Annotated in this window: 13 protein-coding genes; 12 read left to right on the top strand and 1 reads right to left on the bottom strand. The window is 40.0% G+C overall.

Going from position 1 to position 16753, the window contains the following annotated elements; all coding sequences use genetic code 11:
• Window positions 1-50: 50 nt before the first annotated feature.
• From leuC to B4N43_RS25500, 8 genes are all read left to right on the top strand, one after another.
• Window positions 51-1448, top strand: a complete 1398-nt coding sequence (gene leuC, locus B4N43_RS10315; protein WP_075994368.1) for a 3-isopropylmalate dehydratase large subunit — start codon at window positions 51-53, stop codon at window positions 1446-1448.
• A 10-nt stretch (window positions 1449-1458) separates the two neighbouring features.
• Window positions 1459-2049, top strand: coding sequence for a 3-isopropylmalate dehydratase small subunit (gene leuD, locus B4N43_RS10310; protein ID WP_075994369.1), 591 nt, complete (start codon window positions 1459-1461; stop codon window positions 2047-2049).
• A complete protein-coding gene (locus B4N43_RS10305; protein WP_286734524.1) occupies window positions 2043-3521 on the top strand; it encodes an ATP-binding cassette domain-containing protein in 1479 nt (492 codons plus the stop codon). The genes leuD and B4N43_RS10305 overlap by 7 nt, the downstream gene beginning before the upstream one ends.
• 177 nt (window positions 3522-3698) lie before the next feature.
• Window positions 3699-4772, top strand: a complete 1074-nt coding sequence (leuB, locus tag B4N43_RS10300; RefSeq protein ID WP_120335009.1) for a 3-isopropylmalate dehydrogenase — start codon at window positions 3699-3701, stop codon at window positions 4770-4772.
• A 41-nt stretch (window positions 4773-4813) separates the two neighbouring features.
• The gene (locus tag B4N43_RS10295; RefSeq protein WP_120335010.1) at window positions 4814-5977 is read left to right on the top strand and encodes a 2-isopropylmalate synthase; all 1164 of its coding nucleotides are present in this window, start codon (window positions 4814-4816) and stop codon (window positions 5975-5977) included.
• Between the two features lie 212 nt (window positions 5978-6189).
• A complete protein-coding gene (ilvA, locus tag B4N43_RS10290; protein ID WP_286734522.1) occupies window positions 6190-7437 on the top strand; it encodes a threonine ammonia-lyase IlvA in 1248 nt (415 codons plus the stop codon).
• Between the two features lie 252 nt (window positions 7438-7689).
• A complete protein-coding gene (locus B4N43_RS10285; protein WP_070570172.1) occupies window positions 7690-8205 on the top strand; it encodes a DUF2911 domain-containing protein in 516 nt (171 codons plus the stop codon).
• Between the two features lie 231 nt (window positions 8206-8436).
• Window positions 8437-9806 (top strand): IS3 family transposase gene (locus tag B4N43_RS25500; protein WP_376749009.1). Its coding sequence is split into 2 segments (ribosomal slippage): window positions 8437-8932 and window positions 8932-9806, totalling 1371 coding nucleotides; the frame shifts between segments, so codons are not numbered across the junction.
• Window positions 9807-9997: 191 nt separating this feature from the next.
• On the opposite strand, the gene B4N43_RS10270 is transcribed toward B4N43_RS25500, so the two are convergent.
• On the bottom strand, window positions 9998-12400 hold the full coding sequence (locus tag B4N43_RS10270) for a S9 family peptidase (protein ID WP_286734517.1): 2403 nt from the start codon (window positions 12398-12400) through the stop codon (window positions 9998-10000).
• Between the two features lie 461 nt (window positions 12401-12861).
• Here B4N43_RS10270 and B4N43_RS10265 point away from each other — a divergent pair, with 461 nt between their 5' ends.
• The 4 genes from B4N43_RS10265 to nrdF all read left to right on the top strand — a co-directional run bounded on the left by B4N43_RS10265 (window position 12862) and on the right by nrdF (window position 16721).
• Entirely contained in the window at window positions 12862-13095 is a 234-nt protein-coding gene (locus B4N43_RS10265; RefSeq protein ID WP_046673718.1) for a thioredoxin family protein, read from the top strand.
• Window positions 13096-13129: 34 nt separating this feature from the next.
• Window positions 13130-13537: a class Ib ribonucleoside-diphosphate reductase assembly flavoprotein NrdI gene (gene nrdI, locus B4N43_RS10260; protein ID WP_053003630.1), complete on the top strand. Its 408-nt coding sequence runs from the start codon at window positions 13130-13132 to the stop codon at window positions 13535-13537.
• On the top strand, window positions 13497-15602 hold the full coding sequence (gene nrdE, locus B4N43_RS10255; RefSeq protein ID WP_120335019.1) for a class 1b ribonucleoside-diphosphate reductase subunit alpha: 2106 nt from the start codon (window positions 13497-13499) through the stop codon (window positions 15600-15602). The genes nrdI and nrdE overlap by 41 nt, the downstream gene beginning before the upstream one ends.
• Window positions 15603-15734: 132 nt before the next feature.
• Entirely contained in the window at window positions 15735-16721 is a 987-nt protein-coding gene (gene nrdF / locus B4N43_RS10250; RefSeq protein WP_070570180.1) for a class 1b ribonucleoside-diphosphate reductase subunit beta, read from the top strand.
• Window positions 16722-16753: the final 32 nt, after the last annotated feature.

Raw genomic sequence — 16753 nt, 5'->3', positions numbered from 1 at the left:
TTACAATATCACCTTGATTCATATAAAAATAACATAAGAGAGATTAAAAAATGTCAAAAACATTAGTAGAAAAGATTTGGGATGCTCACGTCGTCAAGCGTGAAGAAGGGTTTCCGGATATTATTTATATCGACACCCACTTGATTCATGAAGTTACTTCACCTCAAGCTTTCGATGGTTTGCGTAAAAGAGGAATCCCAGTTTTTCGTCCAAAGCAAACGGTAGCTACTGCCGACCACAACGTACCGACACTCAATCAACATTTACCGATCAAAGAAGAGCTATCCCGTTATCAAGTTGATATGCTCACCAAAAATTGCGCTGAATTTGGTATTGAATTATATGGTTTGGGGCATCCATACCAAGGGATTGTACACGTTATTGGTCCGGAGCTGGGTATTACCCTACCAGGTAAAACGATGGTCTGTGGCGATAGTCATACCTCAACACATGGTGCTTTTGGAGCTATTGCTTTTGGTATTGGAACCTCTCAAGTTGAACAGGTCTTCGCAACGCAATGTTTATTGCAGTCGAAGCCAAAAACAATGAAAATTGAAGTCAACGGTACCCTTCAAAAAGGAGTTGGGGCAAAAGATATCATCCTATATATCATCTCCAAAATCTCTGCTGCGGGCGGTACAGGTTACTTTATTGAATATGCTGGATCAGCAATCCGTTCATTAAGCATGGAAGCACGTATGACCATTTGTAACATGAGTATCGAAATGGGTGCACGTGGAGGCTTAATTGCTCCGGATCAGATCACTTTCGACTATGTAGAAGGTCGTGAATTCGCACCGAAAGGTGAAGAATGGGATAAAGCCCTAGCGTACTGGAAAACATTGTATTCTGACGAAGATGCCATCTTTGATAAAGTGTTGACTTTTGATGCTGCAGACATTGCGCCAATGATTACTTATGGTACCAATCCAGGCATGGGTATGGGTATTGCGGAGCATATTCCAGCAACTAGCGCACAAGCGGAATCAGAAAGACCATCGTACCAAAAAGCATTGGATTACATGGGCTTCAAAGATGACTCAACAGTCTTAGGCAACCGTGTTGATTATGTGTTCATCGGAAGTTGTACCAATTCCCGTATTGAAGATTTACGTGAAGTAGCTTCATTCGTTAAAGGCAAGCAAAAAGCACAAGACGTTGAAGTATGGATTGTACCGGGCTCAAAACAAGTAGAAAAACAAGCTAAAGAAGAAGGCTTGGATAAAATATTTGAAGCGGCAGGATTCCAGTTACGTGAACCAGGATGCTCGGCATGTTTAGGTATGAACGAAGATAAAATCCCTGCTGGTAAATATTGTGTTTCGACTTCAAATAGAAATTTCGAAGGGCGTCAGGGACCGAATGCCCGCACCATGCTGGTATCTCCTTTGACAGCAGCAGCTGCGGCAGTAACAGGTAAAGTAACAGATGTAAGAGAGTTGATCTAAGCAGAAAAAAATGAAAAAATTTGAAACTTTAACGTCACAGGTAGTCCCTCTACCTATCGAAAATATTGATACCGATCAAATTATACCCGCACGCTTTCTAAAAGCAACTACGCGCGAAGGTTTTGGTGATAATTTATTCCGCGACTGGCGTTTTGATACAGACAATCAGCCTAAAACTGACTTTGTATTGAACAACCCAACCTATACAGGAAAAATATTGGTTGCCGGTAAAAACTTTGGTTGTGGTTCAAGCCGCGAGCATGCTGCATGGGCTATTCAAGACTATGGTTTTGATGTGGTCATCAGCTCATTCTTTGCCGATATATTCAAAGGAAATGCCCTTAACAATGGTGTATTACCGATTCAGGTACCCGAAGAGTTTTTGGCAAAAATCTTCGAATTGGTGCACCAAAATCCGACAACAGCGATTATCGTTGATCTTGAAAAACAAACAGTCATGTTGACAGAGACAGGTGATCAATTTGAGTTTGAAATCAATCCATACAAAAAATCATGTTTGATCAATGGATATGATGACATTGATTTTATCCTTAACCAGAAAGATTCAATCGAAGCATTTGAAGCAAACAGACAATGGTAGATCCTGTCGTCCATATTGCCAATTTAACCATTCAGTACGGTAAAGATACCGTACTGCAAGACTTAAATTGGCAAATTTTTCCTGGCCAACAATGGATCTTAGGCGGTCCTAGCGGTACAGGAAAAACCACACTTGCAAAAGCGATTGCCGGGCAATTGAAGTATGAAGGCGAGATCACATTCCACCTTAATCCAACAAGCCCACTGCCGGCAAAAATTCACTACGTTTCCAATTGGTTTCAATTTACCAATCTTGAAGGCGATCGCAATTTCTATTACCAACAGCGCTACAACAAATTTGCAAAAAACGATACATTAACGGTTTTTGCTGAGTTGAAACATTTTGCGCAAGAAGAACAGCTTTCTTTTGAAAACGTACGTTCTTACCTGAACATTTTTGGATTCGAAAATTTCAAAGACCAGCAGTTGATTGAACTTTCGAGTGGCGAACACAAAAGACTGCAATTGATCAAGGCCTTGTGGCTTCAACCTCAGGTGCTCATTATCGACCAGCCTTATACAGGACTAGATGCACAGTCTCGGGAAGATCTCAATCAGATTTTCGATCAGCTTGCGGATAAAGGAGTTACCTTGTTGTTGATAAGTAATGATGACGAACAACCGGAATGTATCAATCGTTTTGCGGAGATCCAGCATGGTAAGATTGTTATTCGCCAAAATAGCAATGCGTTATCCAGAGGATTGCCCCGCACAAGAAAGGCACTCCCCTATTTTCTGCAACGAGCCCCTGAAGTAACTTCTCCGATCATGGTAAAAATGAACAAGATCAATATCTCCTATGGCGAAAAACAAGTCTTAAAGAATATTGACTGGGAAGTAAAAGCCGGCGAAAAATGGTTGCTACAAGGGCATAATGGTTCAGGAAAATCCACGTTGCTCAGTTTAATCAACGGCGATCATCCACAGGCCTATGCCAACGACATCCATCTTTTTGGCAAAAAAAGAGGATCTGGAGAAAGCATTTGGGATATCAAAGAACATTTGGGTATTATATCGCCAGAATTGCATTGGTACTATGATATGAATGCCAACGTTGGGCAGACTATTGCTTCTGGATTTTTTGATTCCATGAGCCTATACCAGCGATTAGGATTTGAACAACAGCAAAAGCTCGAGCAAATTCTCCATTTTTTTGACCTTAAAGAGGTTAAACACAAAACCTTGGGGTCGTTACCATTAGGCCAACAACGTTTGGTCCTATTGGCTCGCACGATCGTGAAGCATCCAGAATTGCTGATTTTGGACGAACCATGTCAGGGCTTAGATAAAGAGCAGACTCAGTATTTCAACGATGTCATTGATGACCTCAGTAAAAGTGGCCAGACGCTCATTTATGTAGGGCACTTCCAAACACAACTACCAACCTGCATTGACAATAAAATCGTGTTGGAAAAAGGAGAAGTAAAGGCTGTATCCGAAGTTATCCACAAAAAAGAAGCTTTATCCACATGAAAAATGTGGATAACTTCAATTAATTCGAAAACAAGAACAAAAAAATAAAAAGAGAATCAAGCTATCGGCTAAACACTGGAAATCAAAAGTCAAAAATAAAGACAATACAATAGGGCTTAGGCCTATCTTCCAAAGTTTCAATATACATATCGCTGATAGCTCAATACTAAAAATACAATGAAGAAAAATATTTTAATCATACCTGGAGATGGCATCGGCCAAGAAGTAACAACTTGGGGTAAAAAAGTTTTAGAAAAAATCGGTGAAAATTATGGTCATGAATTCAGCTTTGATGAAGCTATCATGGGCCATACTGCAATTGAAGCTACGGGCAACCCTCTTCCTGATGAAACATTAGCGAAAGCAAAAGCTTCTGATGCGATCCTTTTCGGCGCCATTGGCCATATCAAGTATGATAATGATCCTTCTGCTAAAGTAAGACCTGAACAAGGCTTGTTGAAAATCCGTAAAGAACTAGGTCTTTATGCAAATCTTCGTCCAATCCTTTTATTCGACGAGTTATTGGATGCTTCGAGTTTAAAACCTGAAATTCTTCAAGGTACAGATATCCTTTTCTTCCGTGAATTGACAGGTGATGTGTATTTTGGTGAAAAAAACCGTAATGAGGACAACACCTTTGCGTCAGATCTGATGAACTACCACCGTTACGAGGTTGAACGTATCGCACGTAAAGCTTATGATGCAGCACGCACACGTAACAAAAGATTATGCTCTGTTGATAAAGCCAATGTATTGGAAACATCCCGCCTATGGAGAGAAGTGGTACAGGAGATCGCAAAAGAATATCCGGATGTTGAAACTGAGCACATGTTTATCGATAATGCAGCCATGCAATTGGTTAAAAATCCGAAGAAATTCGATGTGGTATTGACGGCCAATCTTTTTGGTGATATCTTGACAGACGAAGCGTCACAGATCGCAGGCTCAATGGGTATGTTGGCTTCTGCTTCCGTAGGTGATGGCACAGGCTTCTTCGAACCTATCCACGGCTCAGCACACGATATCGCTGGTCAAAATAAAGCAAATCCACTTGCTTCAATTTTATCTGCAGCCTTGATGCTTGATATTAGCTTTGGTCTACAGGACGAAGCTAAAGCTGTTACCAATGCTGTTGCTGAAACATTAAAAGCTGGTTGGAGAACCGGTGATATTGCCAACAGCAGCACTGAATCTTCAAAAATCTTAGGTACTCAGGAAATGGGTGAAAAAGTATTGGAGTTTATTAAATAGTATACCCTTTTTAATTTGTAAATCTTTTGAATTAAGAAATTATGTTACACGATCCTAATCATCTTTACATTTTCGACACCACCTTACGTGATGGCGAACAGGTACCAGGCTGCCAATTAACTACTCCAGAGAAAATTGAGATTGCTAAAGACTTGGAAAAACTAGGGGTAGATATTATCGAAGCCGGTTTCCCAGTGTCTAGCCCTGGTGATTTTCAATCGGTGGTAGAATTATCTAAAGCGGTGAACGATGTTATTATATGTGCATTGACCCGTGCCAATCAAAACGATATTGACGTAGCTGCCGAGGCATTAAAATATGCCAAACGCCCACGTATCCATACCGGTATTGGTTCTTCGGACATGCATATCAAATATAAATTCAACAGCACAAGAGAAGAAATTTTAGAACGTGCTGTTGCGGCTGTAAAACATGCCAAATCCTATGTGGAAGATGTCGAGTTTTATGCAGAAGATGCTGGTCGCGCAGACTTGGAATTTCTAGCTAAAATGGTTGAGTCGGTGATTGCGGCTGGTGCTACGGTGGTCAACATACCTGATACAAACGGTTATTGTTTACCAGACCAATATGGTTCAAAAATCAACTACCTAAAGGAGAATGTACGCAATATCGATCAGGCAATTATTTCCGCACATTGTCACAATGACCTAGGACTTGCAACAGCAAATTCTATCGCTGCCATTCAAAATGGAGCCCGCCAGGTAGAATGTACGATCAACGGTATCGGTGAACGTGCCGGAAACACGTCGCTTGAAGAAGTAGCTATGATCCTTAAAGTACACAACCAGTCGTTTGGAAGCTTAACATCAAACATCGATAGCCGCATGTTTACGTACTTATCGCGCAAGGTAAGTGAAATGATGAACATGCCTGTCCAACCGAATAAAGCGATCGTTGGCCGTAATGCCTTCGCGCATAGCTCGGGTATCCACCAAGATGGTTTCCTAAAACACCGCGAAAACTATGAGATCATCAGACCAGAAGATGTTGGTTTGATTGAAGCTGATATTATTTTAACTGCACGTTCAGGAAGACATGCCCTTAAACACCATTTGGAGCGTTTAGGCTTCCATCTTGAAAAAGATGATTTAGCAGATTGCTATCAACGTTTCTTGGTTTTAGCCGACGAAAAGAAAAATATTTGTGATGATGACCTAAAAAGCCTCATCCAGGAAAAAATATAAAAAAAGGAAGGCTGCAGATGCAGCCTTTTTTTATCATAAGTACATTTTTTAAAAGGATCCATATGACGCATAGCTGATTATTATTTTAGCCTGTGTTCAGACGGTCTTCCATTCAAAATCAACTAAATTTAAACACTGTATAGGTAGAATCTCTCATATAACAGCGAATATCTGCGTTTTATTTGCTACCTTAACTAGGCAATCATCTAACAATGAATCTATCAACCTTAAACATCAATTCAGAAGCTACACTTGACCGCATCAAGTCTGTGGTCAACAGAACACCGCTTCAATATAATCGGCATCTGTCCGAAAAATACGGTGCCGAAGTCTATCTCAAACGGGAGGATTTACAAGTCGTACGTTCCTATAAATTACGCGGTGCCTACAATAAAATTATCTCCTTAACAGCGGAAGAGCGACAACGCGGCGTTGTATGTGCGAGTGCAGGTAACCACGCCCAAGGCGTTGCTTTCTCCTGCAATAAACTCGACATCAAAGGTGTGATATTTATGCCGGGACCGACACCACGCCAAAAGATCTCACAAACGGAAATGTGGGGTAACGGTAATGTAGAGATTATCTTGACCGGAGACACTTTTGATGACTGTCAAAAAGCGGCGTTGGCTTACACAGCAGAGCATGGCATGACTTTCATCCCGCCATTTGATGATCTCAAAGTTGTGGAAGGACAGGGTACTGTGGCCGTTGAAGCTCTACAAGATCTTCCCGATATGGATGCCATATTTATCCCAATTGGTGGCGGTGGACTTGCCGCGGGAGTGAGCTATTACCTGAAGAGTAAAAACAAAGCGATCAAATGTTATGGTGTTGAACCCGAAGGAGCTCCTTCTATGCAAGCGGCTTTGACACATGGCGCACCGATCGAGCTCGAGCATATCAACAAATTTGTTGATGGGGCCGCCGTTAAAAAGATCGGTGCAACGACATTTGAAATTGCCAAACAATTGTTGGATGATACACGCTCTATTCCTGAAGGAAAGATCTGTACCTGTATCCTAGAGCTGTATAATAAGGATGCAATTGTCGTTGAGCCCGCGGGTGCTTTATCGGTAGCTGCTCTTGAATTTCACAAAGATGAAATTAAAGGCAAGAAGGTCGTCTGCATCATATCCGGTGGAAACAACGATATCGACCGCATGAGTGAAATCAAAGAATTGTCTCTACTTTACGAAGGCTACAAACATTATTTTATCGTTCGTTTCCCACAACGCCCAGGTGCATTAAAACTCTTCGTTTCTGAAGTATTGGGACCTAAGGATGATATTACCCGTTTTGAGTTTATCAAAAAAACAGAACGCGAAAGAGGTCCAGCGCTAGTCGGCATTGAGCTCAACAAGCCTGAGGATTACGAAACATTGATTGAACGCATGAAAGAATATAAGTTTGATGTCATTGAAATCAACAAAGACCAGACACTATTTGAATATCTTGTTTAAATAATAGGTATAAATGAAAAAAGCCAGTGATTCGTATCCTGGCTTTTCTCGTTTATATAACCAAAAGACCTCGCCCGAAGTCTTCAAAAAAAACTAACAATTCCATAACTTGAAAAATCTTATATTTCCTTTATTAAAAGCTATTTAGTAGCTGAGGATAGATCGATAAATTATTTTTATTTGACCGAAGGCATATTGCATATAAAAAGTAATTTATCTAAGTTTAATTGTTTAATCAATAATATACGCAAAATGAGAGTACTAATTTTAACAATCCTGACCTTAATAGGTCAACTTACCTTTGCTCAGACAGACAAAAGTAAACGCCCGAGTCCTCCAGACAACACCAAAGTAACCACCACCGATGGTGTCACGATCGACATTAATTATAGCCGCCCTTCATTGAAAGGCCGTCAGCTTGGTGTTGATATCGCCCCTATCGGCATTGTATGGCGTACTGGAGCGAATGAAGCGACCACCATCGAATTTAATAAAGATGTATTGGTTGAAGGCAAGAAATTAGCCGCTGGAAAATATGGTCTTTACAGTATCCCTGGAGAACACGAAACAACGATTATGTTCAATAAAGTGTGGAATCAGTGGGGAACAAAATATGATGCCAACGAAGATGCCCTCCGCGTTTCCGTAAGCAACGCTACTGCAAGTACCTCACAGGAACAATTTAAGATCAACGCTACTCCGCAAGGAACTATTTCTTTGGAGTGGGGACAGTATGTCGTTCCATTTACGGTTAAAGTGAGTAAATAGCAAAAAAACTTATTTATGATTACGCAAGTCTACCATTGTATAAATGGAAGCGCAAGGTTTATTCAGACCAATGAACTCGTTGCATTTCGCGATAAACCAAACGATTGATTCTATTGATACTTTAGTAAAAAAACACAAATCAATAAAACAAATACTTCATTCAATATAAAAGGGGCAGTCCAAGGTTTGCAGTGCCCCCAAAAAGTTAGACACTTTCTGGGGGCATTTTTTATGAATAAGAAAAAGAAGCACAGCTTTGAATTTAAGCTGAGCTGTGTTAAACAGATGGATGAGCATTATCGCTCTGCAAAATCTCTTGGCAGAGAATTAGGAATCGCCTATTCGTTACTTGATACCTGGTATAGGATATATAAGTATCATGGATCTGCAGGACTTCTTCCCAGAAAAGGGAAAAGGATCTTTAGCCCGTCTTTTAAGTTGTCAGTCCTTAACGCAATCCGTGAAGAAAGTTTATCTTTGAAAGAGGCTCGCGTGCGCTTCGACCTTTCCTCGGATGACCACATTATCAACTGGCAGAAAAGACTGGATGAGTTTGGTCCGGCAGGATTGGAGCCGCGGGCTAAAGGAAGACAACCTATGACTAAGAAATCAAACCAACAGATCAAGCGAAAGGTCAGGAAAACGAATAAACCACTCACGCGTGAAGAGGAACTTTTGCAGGAGAACGAGTATTTACGGGCGGAAAATGCTTTGCTAAAAAAGCTCCAAGCCTTAGCTCAAGAAGAAAACAAGCGCAAGCCATAATGGAGCTAAGGCATCAATTCGACCTGGATACCATGTTGAGCTGTGTTAAAATGGCAAGGAGTACTTTTTATTATTACTCCGGGAAATCAGGACAACCGGACAGGTATGAACGGGTAAGGAACCTGATCAGCAGGATATACCATGACCATAAGGGGCGCTTTGGCTATCGCCGTATCGTACTGATGCTCAGACGACATGGAGAGGGTATCAACCATAAGACCGTGCTTAGGCTGATGGGAGAAATGAAGCTGAAGAGCCTGATCAGGGTGAAAAAATACCGGTCCTACCGGGGTGACCTGGGCAAGATAGCTCCCAATATCCTTAACAGGGAATTCAAGGCTGACAGCCCAGCCCAAAAATGGGCTACTGATGTTACAGAGTTCAAAGTCAGGGGAAGAAAGCTCTACCTTACCCCGATCATTGATCTGTTCAATCAGGAAATTATCAGTTATGAGCTTACTGACAGACCGGTGTTCAAGGCGGTAATGGACATGTTGAAAAAATCACTTCCTTTTGCAAAAGTATCCTCACAGTTGATTTTACATTCAGATCAGGGATGGCAATATCAAATGCAGAAGTATCAACAGTGGCTCAAAGAAAACGGAATCACTCAAAGCATGTCCAGAAAAGGAAATTGCCTTGATAATGCTGTAATTGAAAATTTCTTTGGAACTTTAAAATCAGAGCTGTTCTATCTAAAACAATATGAATCAACAGAGAAGTTAAAAAGCGAAATAGAAGATTATATATCCTATTACAATAATCAACGGATAAAACTAAATTTAAATGGAATGAGCCCGACAGAATATCGAGCTCATTATTACAAATCTAATTAACTAAATTTGTCCAATCTTTTGGGGGCAGTCCAGGTTGGATAGCCCCTTTTATATTGAATTTTTACCGAATCCCTATACAGGTACTTTTCAAATATTCAATTCTCAGAGGGTTTGTTTTTACTTTTTAGACACCTTCTTTTACATTGAATCCTTGTACACCTTAACACTATTGCTTCTGGTTAATCGACCGGTTATTTTTTAAGGTATTTTTCCAAAAATTGATCCTGCTCCCAAAGTAAATGGAAGATATTTTCTTTGGCGACATATCCATGAGCTTCGCGTGGTAAAATGACCATACGCACGGGAGCTCCCAAATTTTTCAGGGCCTGGAAATAGCGTTCCGTCTGCAGGGTGAATGTTCCGGGATTATTATCGGCTCCGCCATGAACCAACAAAAGTGGGGTTTTCATCCGATCAGCACTCACAAATGGAGACATGGTCATATACAAGGCTGGATCATCCCAGAAGTTACGTTGTTCACTCTGAAAACCAAATGGTGTTAAGGTCCGATTGTATGCTCCAGAACGCGCTATTCCTGCGGCAAACAATTTTGAATTGGACAACAGGTGTGCTGTCATAAACGCACCATAGGAATGCCCACCCACAGCAACTTTTTTCCGATCGATATAACCCAAATGATCTACCGCATCAATTGCAGCTTCGGCATTTGCCACAAGTTGCTCAATAAAGGTATCATTCGGTTCTTTTGTTCCCTCTCCAACAATAGGGAAGGCCGCATTATCCAATACAGCATAGCCCTTCGATACCCAGTAGATAAAAGAGCCATAACTTGGGAAGGTAAACTCCTTCGGATTGGCCGTGCTTTGTCCGGCTGTATTCTTGTCCTTATATTCCCGTGGATAAGCCCACATTAGCAGAGGCAACTTCTCTTTCTTCGTAAAATCATAACCGGCTGGTAAATATAATGTTCCGGAAAGTTCGACTCCATCCTTGCGCTTGTATTTTAAAATCTCTTTATGAACTTTTTCCAACGATTTAAACGGGTTTTCCAACGTGGTGAGCGTCACCTGTTTCCCCGATTTCATATTTTTCATGAAATAATTCGGATAAATGGATGCTGACTGAAGCGAAATCAACAGATCACCAGTTTTAGGGTTCACTAGTTGGGCGATACGTTCTTGCATTTCAGATACTGGAGCAGTGTAGATGCGTTTTTTCTTCAATGAATGCAGATCAAGCTCATCCACAAAAGGAAACTCGCCATTTTTAGTAAAACCCTTACCTACAAACAACACCTTATCCTTATCTATATACATCGAATAAGTGCCTAAACTATTTTTTTCCATATACACATCTCCCGGATCATTATAGACGTTCTGACTGTTCCGCTCGTGCAATAGTTTGGATTCTCCCGAAGAAGGATTCACCACAAAAGTTTTTGCGTTTCTCGTATCATACCATTGCGAATTGATCAATGCATATTTATCATTCCCCCATGTTACACCAGCATAACGGTCTTTGATTTTAAAAATAAGCTTTCCCGCACCATCGTAAGGGTACGATAAAGTATATAAGGCATCACGAAACTCCGCAGGTTTGTTCGCATCCCCGCCATCCAAGGCTTCTACATAAGCCAACGTAGCTGGCTGATCACTCCGCCAATGCCAGGCACGTTTTCCCGATCGTGTCGACGAAAAACCTTTCGGCATTACCTCTGTCAAGGCTGTCTCATTCACAAGCGCTATTTCCTTGCCCAATCGGTCATAAATTCGAACCTGCTGTGGAAAAGACGAGACCGGAACTACGTAGGAATAAGGTTTTGTGATCGTCGTGATCATCACATACTCACCATCCGGCGAGAAACTGATCCCTGTATAAATGGCTTTATCTTTAAAGGAAGAAATCTTGCCGTCCAGATCTACAAGTTCAAGGTTGGATTGCACCAATGTTTCAAAATTCACTTCATCCTGCGGATTTTTAAGCAGGTCTTGGTATGTCCTCAATTGGGACACCTTCCCATCACTTGTTGAGACAATAGGTCCTGTCGGCAAATCTTTTGAGGGGTCCAACAGCGCAGCCCTATCCTTTGGCAGGCTTGTTATTATTAAACCGGAAGAATTTCTCAGCCACTGAAATGGTGCTGTCAATGTTCCATTCAAATTGTAAGCTGTCAACTGTTTGACATTTCGCGTTGCAAGATCAATGACAAATAAGGCCGTTCCACTTTCATTTGTATTGCTAAATGCCAAACGCTTATTGTCTGGAGAGAACACAAAATTGGCCATCGCCGCTTTTTCGGGCATCCCCGCGAAGTCGGAAAATTCCATATTTTGTCCTATTTTTTTCAAGGCAATCTTATCGAAAAAGATTGTCGAACTTTCCATGTTCGTCTTCGGATTAATCCGCAATCCAGCCAGTTTCATTTCTTCTTGGCCTAAGTCTGCCAGGCTTTTATATGTAGGCCGGAATGTAAATAACATCCAATTTCTATCGCTTGAAATCTTTATCTGAGGGGGGCGTACATAATCGGCTAAGGCCAAAATTTCAGTAGAGGGTTTTTGAAAGGTAATGTTTTCCTGCGCTTGCGTCTGTAGCGACGCTAGAAGCAAGAGACCATAGAATAGTTTCTTCATAAATTTATTTTTCAAATTAGGGCAAAATAAGATAATAAAATTTTCATAAAAAAGCAAGCTTTGTAGCTTTTTTATGACAGTAAAATTAAACTTAAATCATTTGTAAAATAGGGGTAAAATTTACGAATTTAAAGTTATCCACATTTACAAATGTAAGATAATCAACAACTTACAAACACTAATTTGCAGCAAACGCATTCTCTGACAAACTTTTACCCAAAATGTGGAAAAGTCAAACTACCGCATCGAAAGAAAATATAAGATATTTGTTAAGCTAATGAAAGAATTGGCAACTCAACGAAGTTTTTAAGTATCGAAACACAGACTTTTCTTTTTGATGGATTGTCTATTTTAAATGGCCAGATGCACCTTAAATCTGGTCTCCCCGATTAAAATTGATACCATTAACTCCGTACCGAGTTTTTCTATAAAGATTGGAATAAAAAAATAAACAAGTAAACATGGCAAGAATTATCAAATTTGAGAAAAACGATTGTGCTCCTTGTGCACAAGTATCGGCTTATTTGGATCAAAAAGGTATCCAATATGAAACGGTTAATCCTTTTGATGAACCAGACTTGGCCGCAAGATTCAAAATCCGCACAGTTCCTACGGTAATTGTGTTGGAAAATGAAGAAATTCAACACCGTATCATTGGCTTTAAACCAGAGGAATTGGCTGCCATTGCACTTTAATAAATTCAGCGTATCATTAAAATGAAACAGTGACATGATACACATTTATTATGATTCTAGAACGGGCAACGTACAACGTTTTATGGATAAAGTAGCGCAGATAACGGGTTGGCAAATCCATAAGATTACCGCCGATTTAACGGTAAAAGACCCTGGTCATTTGGTCACTTTCACCACAAATTTTGGACAGGTGCCCGAAAACACAAAAGAATTCATGAAACGCGAAGCTAAAAATATCTATTCTGTTACTTCCAGTGGCAACCGCAACTGGGGACCGAATTTTGGTCTAGCAGCTGATCGCATTTCACAGGATTTCGACATTCCACTGGCGTTCAAATTTGAACTGTCCGGAACAATGGAAGATATTAATCAATTTATTGACATCTTAAAGAACTTTTGCGATGGTAGCAAACGAAGTAGCAAAAAACTGGATATTGCTTAATAATGAAATCATGATTAAGCATGATGACGAATTCAGCTTACATAAAGATAAGGAAGCGGTTCGTGCATATTTCTTGGAATATGTAAATAAGAACACCGTGTTCTTTTATACATTAAAAGAAAAAATAGACTATTTGGTAGAAAACAACTATTATATTGACTTTTACCAATGGTTTACATTTGAAGAGATGGAAACGGTATTCAACTATGTCTATGCGAAGAAATTCCGTTTCGAATCTTTTATGGCGGCATTCAAATTCTTCCAGAGCTACGCTTTACGTGATGACTCTGGCGAGAAGTTTTTAGAGCGTTATGAAGACCGTGTAGTTGCTGTTTCCTTGTTCTTAGCAAGAGAAGAGGGTGTTCAAAAAGCAATTGAGTACGCAGAAATCATGATCAATCAAGAATATCAGCCAGCGACCCCTACATTCTTAAATGCAGGAAAGAAACGCTCGGGTGAATTGGTATCTTGTTTCTTGGATGAAATCGGCGACAACTTGAATGGTATCGGTTATGCTGTTGATTCCGCAATGAAGCTGTCTTCTATCGGTGGTGGTGTATCCTTCAATATCTCTAAAATCCGTGCTCGCGGAGAAGCGATTAAAGGTGTTGAAGGCCGTGCCGGCGGTGTACTTCCAATCATGAAGATTATGGAAGATACATTCTCATATGCTAACCAGTTGGGACAACGTCCGGGCGCTGGTGCAGTATACCTCAATATTTTCCACTCCGACATCGAAGAATTTTTAGATTGTAAAAAAATCAACGTTGACGAGAAAGTACGTATCAAATCATTGTCTATCGGTATCATCGTTCCTGATAAATTCATGGAATTGGCAGAAAAAGATGAACCATGCTATTTGATCTACCCACATACGGTGATGCAAGAGTATGGACAATTCTTGGATGAGATGGATATGGACAAGATGTACGACGAATTGATCACGAATCCAAACGTGAAAAAGAAAAAAATCAATGCTCGTCACCTTTTAGTTAAAATTGCTCAGACACAAAAAGAATCAGGATATCCTTATATTTTCTTCAAAGAGAACACCAACCGTGTCCATGCATTGAATGAAATCGGTCAAGTGAAATTCTCGAACTTGTGTACTGAAATCATGCAAGTATCTCAAGTATCCGATATTGAGATCTATGGCAAACAGGACACGATCCGTTATGGTATCTCCTGTAACTTAGGCTCCTTAAATATCGCGACTGTAATGGACAACAAACGTATCAAAGAGACCGTAAAAACGGCTATGCGCGCTTTGACTGTCGTTACAGACGTGACCAATATCGATATGGTTCCATCTATTGCAAAAGCAAACCGCGAGTTGCATTCTGTAGGGCTAGGTGCAATGAACCTCCATGGTTACCTTGCAAAAAGTTTCATCATGTATGAATCTAACGAGGCGCTGGATTTTGCCAATACCTTCTTTATGATGATGAACTATTATTCATTGGAAGCATCGATGGAAATTGCCAAAGAACGTGGTAAAACATTTGTTGGATTTGAAAAATCAGCCTATGCCGATGGCACGTATTTCAACAATTACATAAACCGCGATTACATACCTAAAACAGCTAAGGTAACGGAGTTATTTGAAGGAATACATATTCCAACAGTAGAAGATTGGTTGGAATTAAAAGCGAAAATCAAAGAACATGGTATTTATCATGCTTACCGCTTGGCTATTGCTCCAAATCAATCGACTTCGTATATCATGAATGCAACTGCATCAGTTATGCCAATCGTCGATATCATTGAAGTACGTGAATATGGAGATAGTACAACTTACTATCCAATGCCATACTTGACAAACGATAATTATTTCTATTTCAAATCGGCGTATGATATGGATCAATTCAAGGTCTTAAAATTGATCTCGGTTATCCAACGCCATATTGATCAGGGTGTATCTACAATTTTGCATACAAACTCAAAGGATTCGACAAGAGATTTGTCTAGATATTATATCTATGCACATAAATTGGGGTTGAAATCCCTTTATTATACACGGACAAGAAAATCGACCATCGACGAATGTGTCTCTTGTTCAGCTTAATTTTGAGATTTTAGTATTTGGATATATAATGGGAGAAAGTCAAAAGTTGCCTACGCCATTGGCGGCTTTTGGCTTATCTAAAATCAACAATCCAAATACGTGATAATAAATGCCTAATACTTTAAACTAAAAATGAGTAAAACATATAAAGCTGTCAACTGGAATACCCCTGAGAACGATTATGTATTGATGTTCTGGGAACAAAATATCCGTCAATTCTGGATCGATACGGAATACATTCCTTCAAAAGATATCGATAGCTGGAAACGTATCAGCCCAGAAATGAAAGATGCGTATAAAAAAGCTTTAGGTGGATTAACCTTGTTGGATACTCTTCAAAGCCACACAGGTATGCCTAAAATCATCGATCATATCGATACATTACAGAATAAAGCTGTGTTGTCCTATATGTGTATGATGGAAGCTATCCACGCAAAATCGTATTCCACTATTTTCACGACAGTTTCTACAACCGCCGAAATAAACGACATTTTCGAATGGGTTCAACAAAATAAATATCTTCAATACAAAGCAGAAACGATTGATGGTTACTACCGCGCAATCGATAAAGAAGATGCTTCGGACGAGGAGATTTATATGGCGATGGCTGCATCTGTATTATTGGAGTCATTCTTATTTTATTCTGGATTCTTCTTGCCATTATGGTTATGTGGACAAGGTGAAATGGTTGCTTCTGCCGATATCATTAAGAAAATTATCGCAGACGAATCCATTCACGGTGTATTCGTTGGATTAATAGCCCAAGATCAATTCAAAAAATTAAAAAATCAAGATCAGGTAAAAGCTCGTTTCTTGGCCTTGCTTTACAATTTGTATGAAAATGAGCTGAAATATACAGAAGAGATCTATACTGAAGTTGGCTTAACTGCAGAGGTAAAAGAATATGTTCGTTACAATGCCAACAAAGCATTGATGAATTTAGGCTTTGATCCGATCTTCGAAGTAAAACAAGTCAACCCAATCGTATTGAATGGTTTGAATACTGAAACGACACAACATGACTTCTTCTCCAAGAAATCAACTAACTACGAAAAAGCCACGGAAATTGTCCATCTAAAAGATGACGACTTCAAAATGGATGTGGTCGTAGATATATAATATTGACGATTCGTCAAACAAAAAGCCCCAAA

This window comes from Sphingobacterium sp. UBA1897, assembly GCF_002337775.1.
In the GTDB taxonomy this organism is placed as follows: Bacteria; Bacteroidota; Bacteroidia; order Sphingobacteriales; family Sphingobacteriaceae; genus Sphingobacterium; species Sphingobacterium siyangense.
This window is presented reverse-complemented; position numbering and strand designations above follow the sequence as displayed.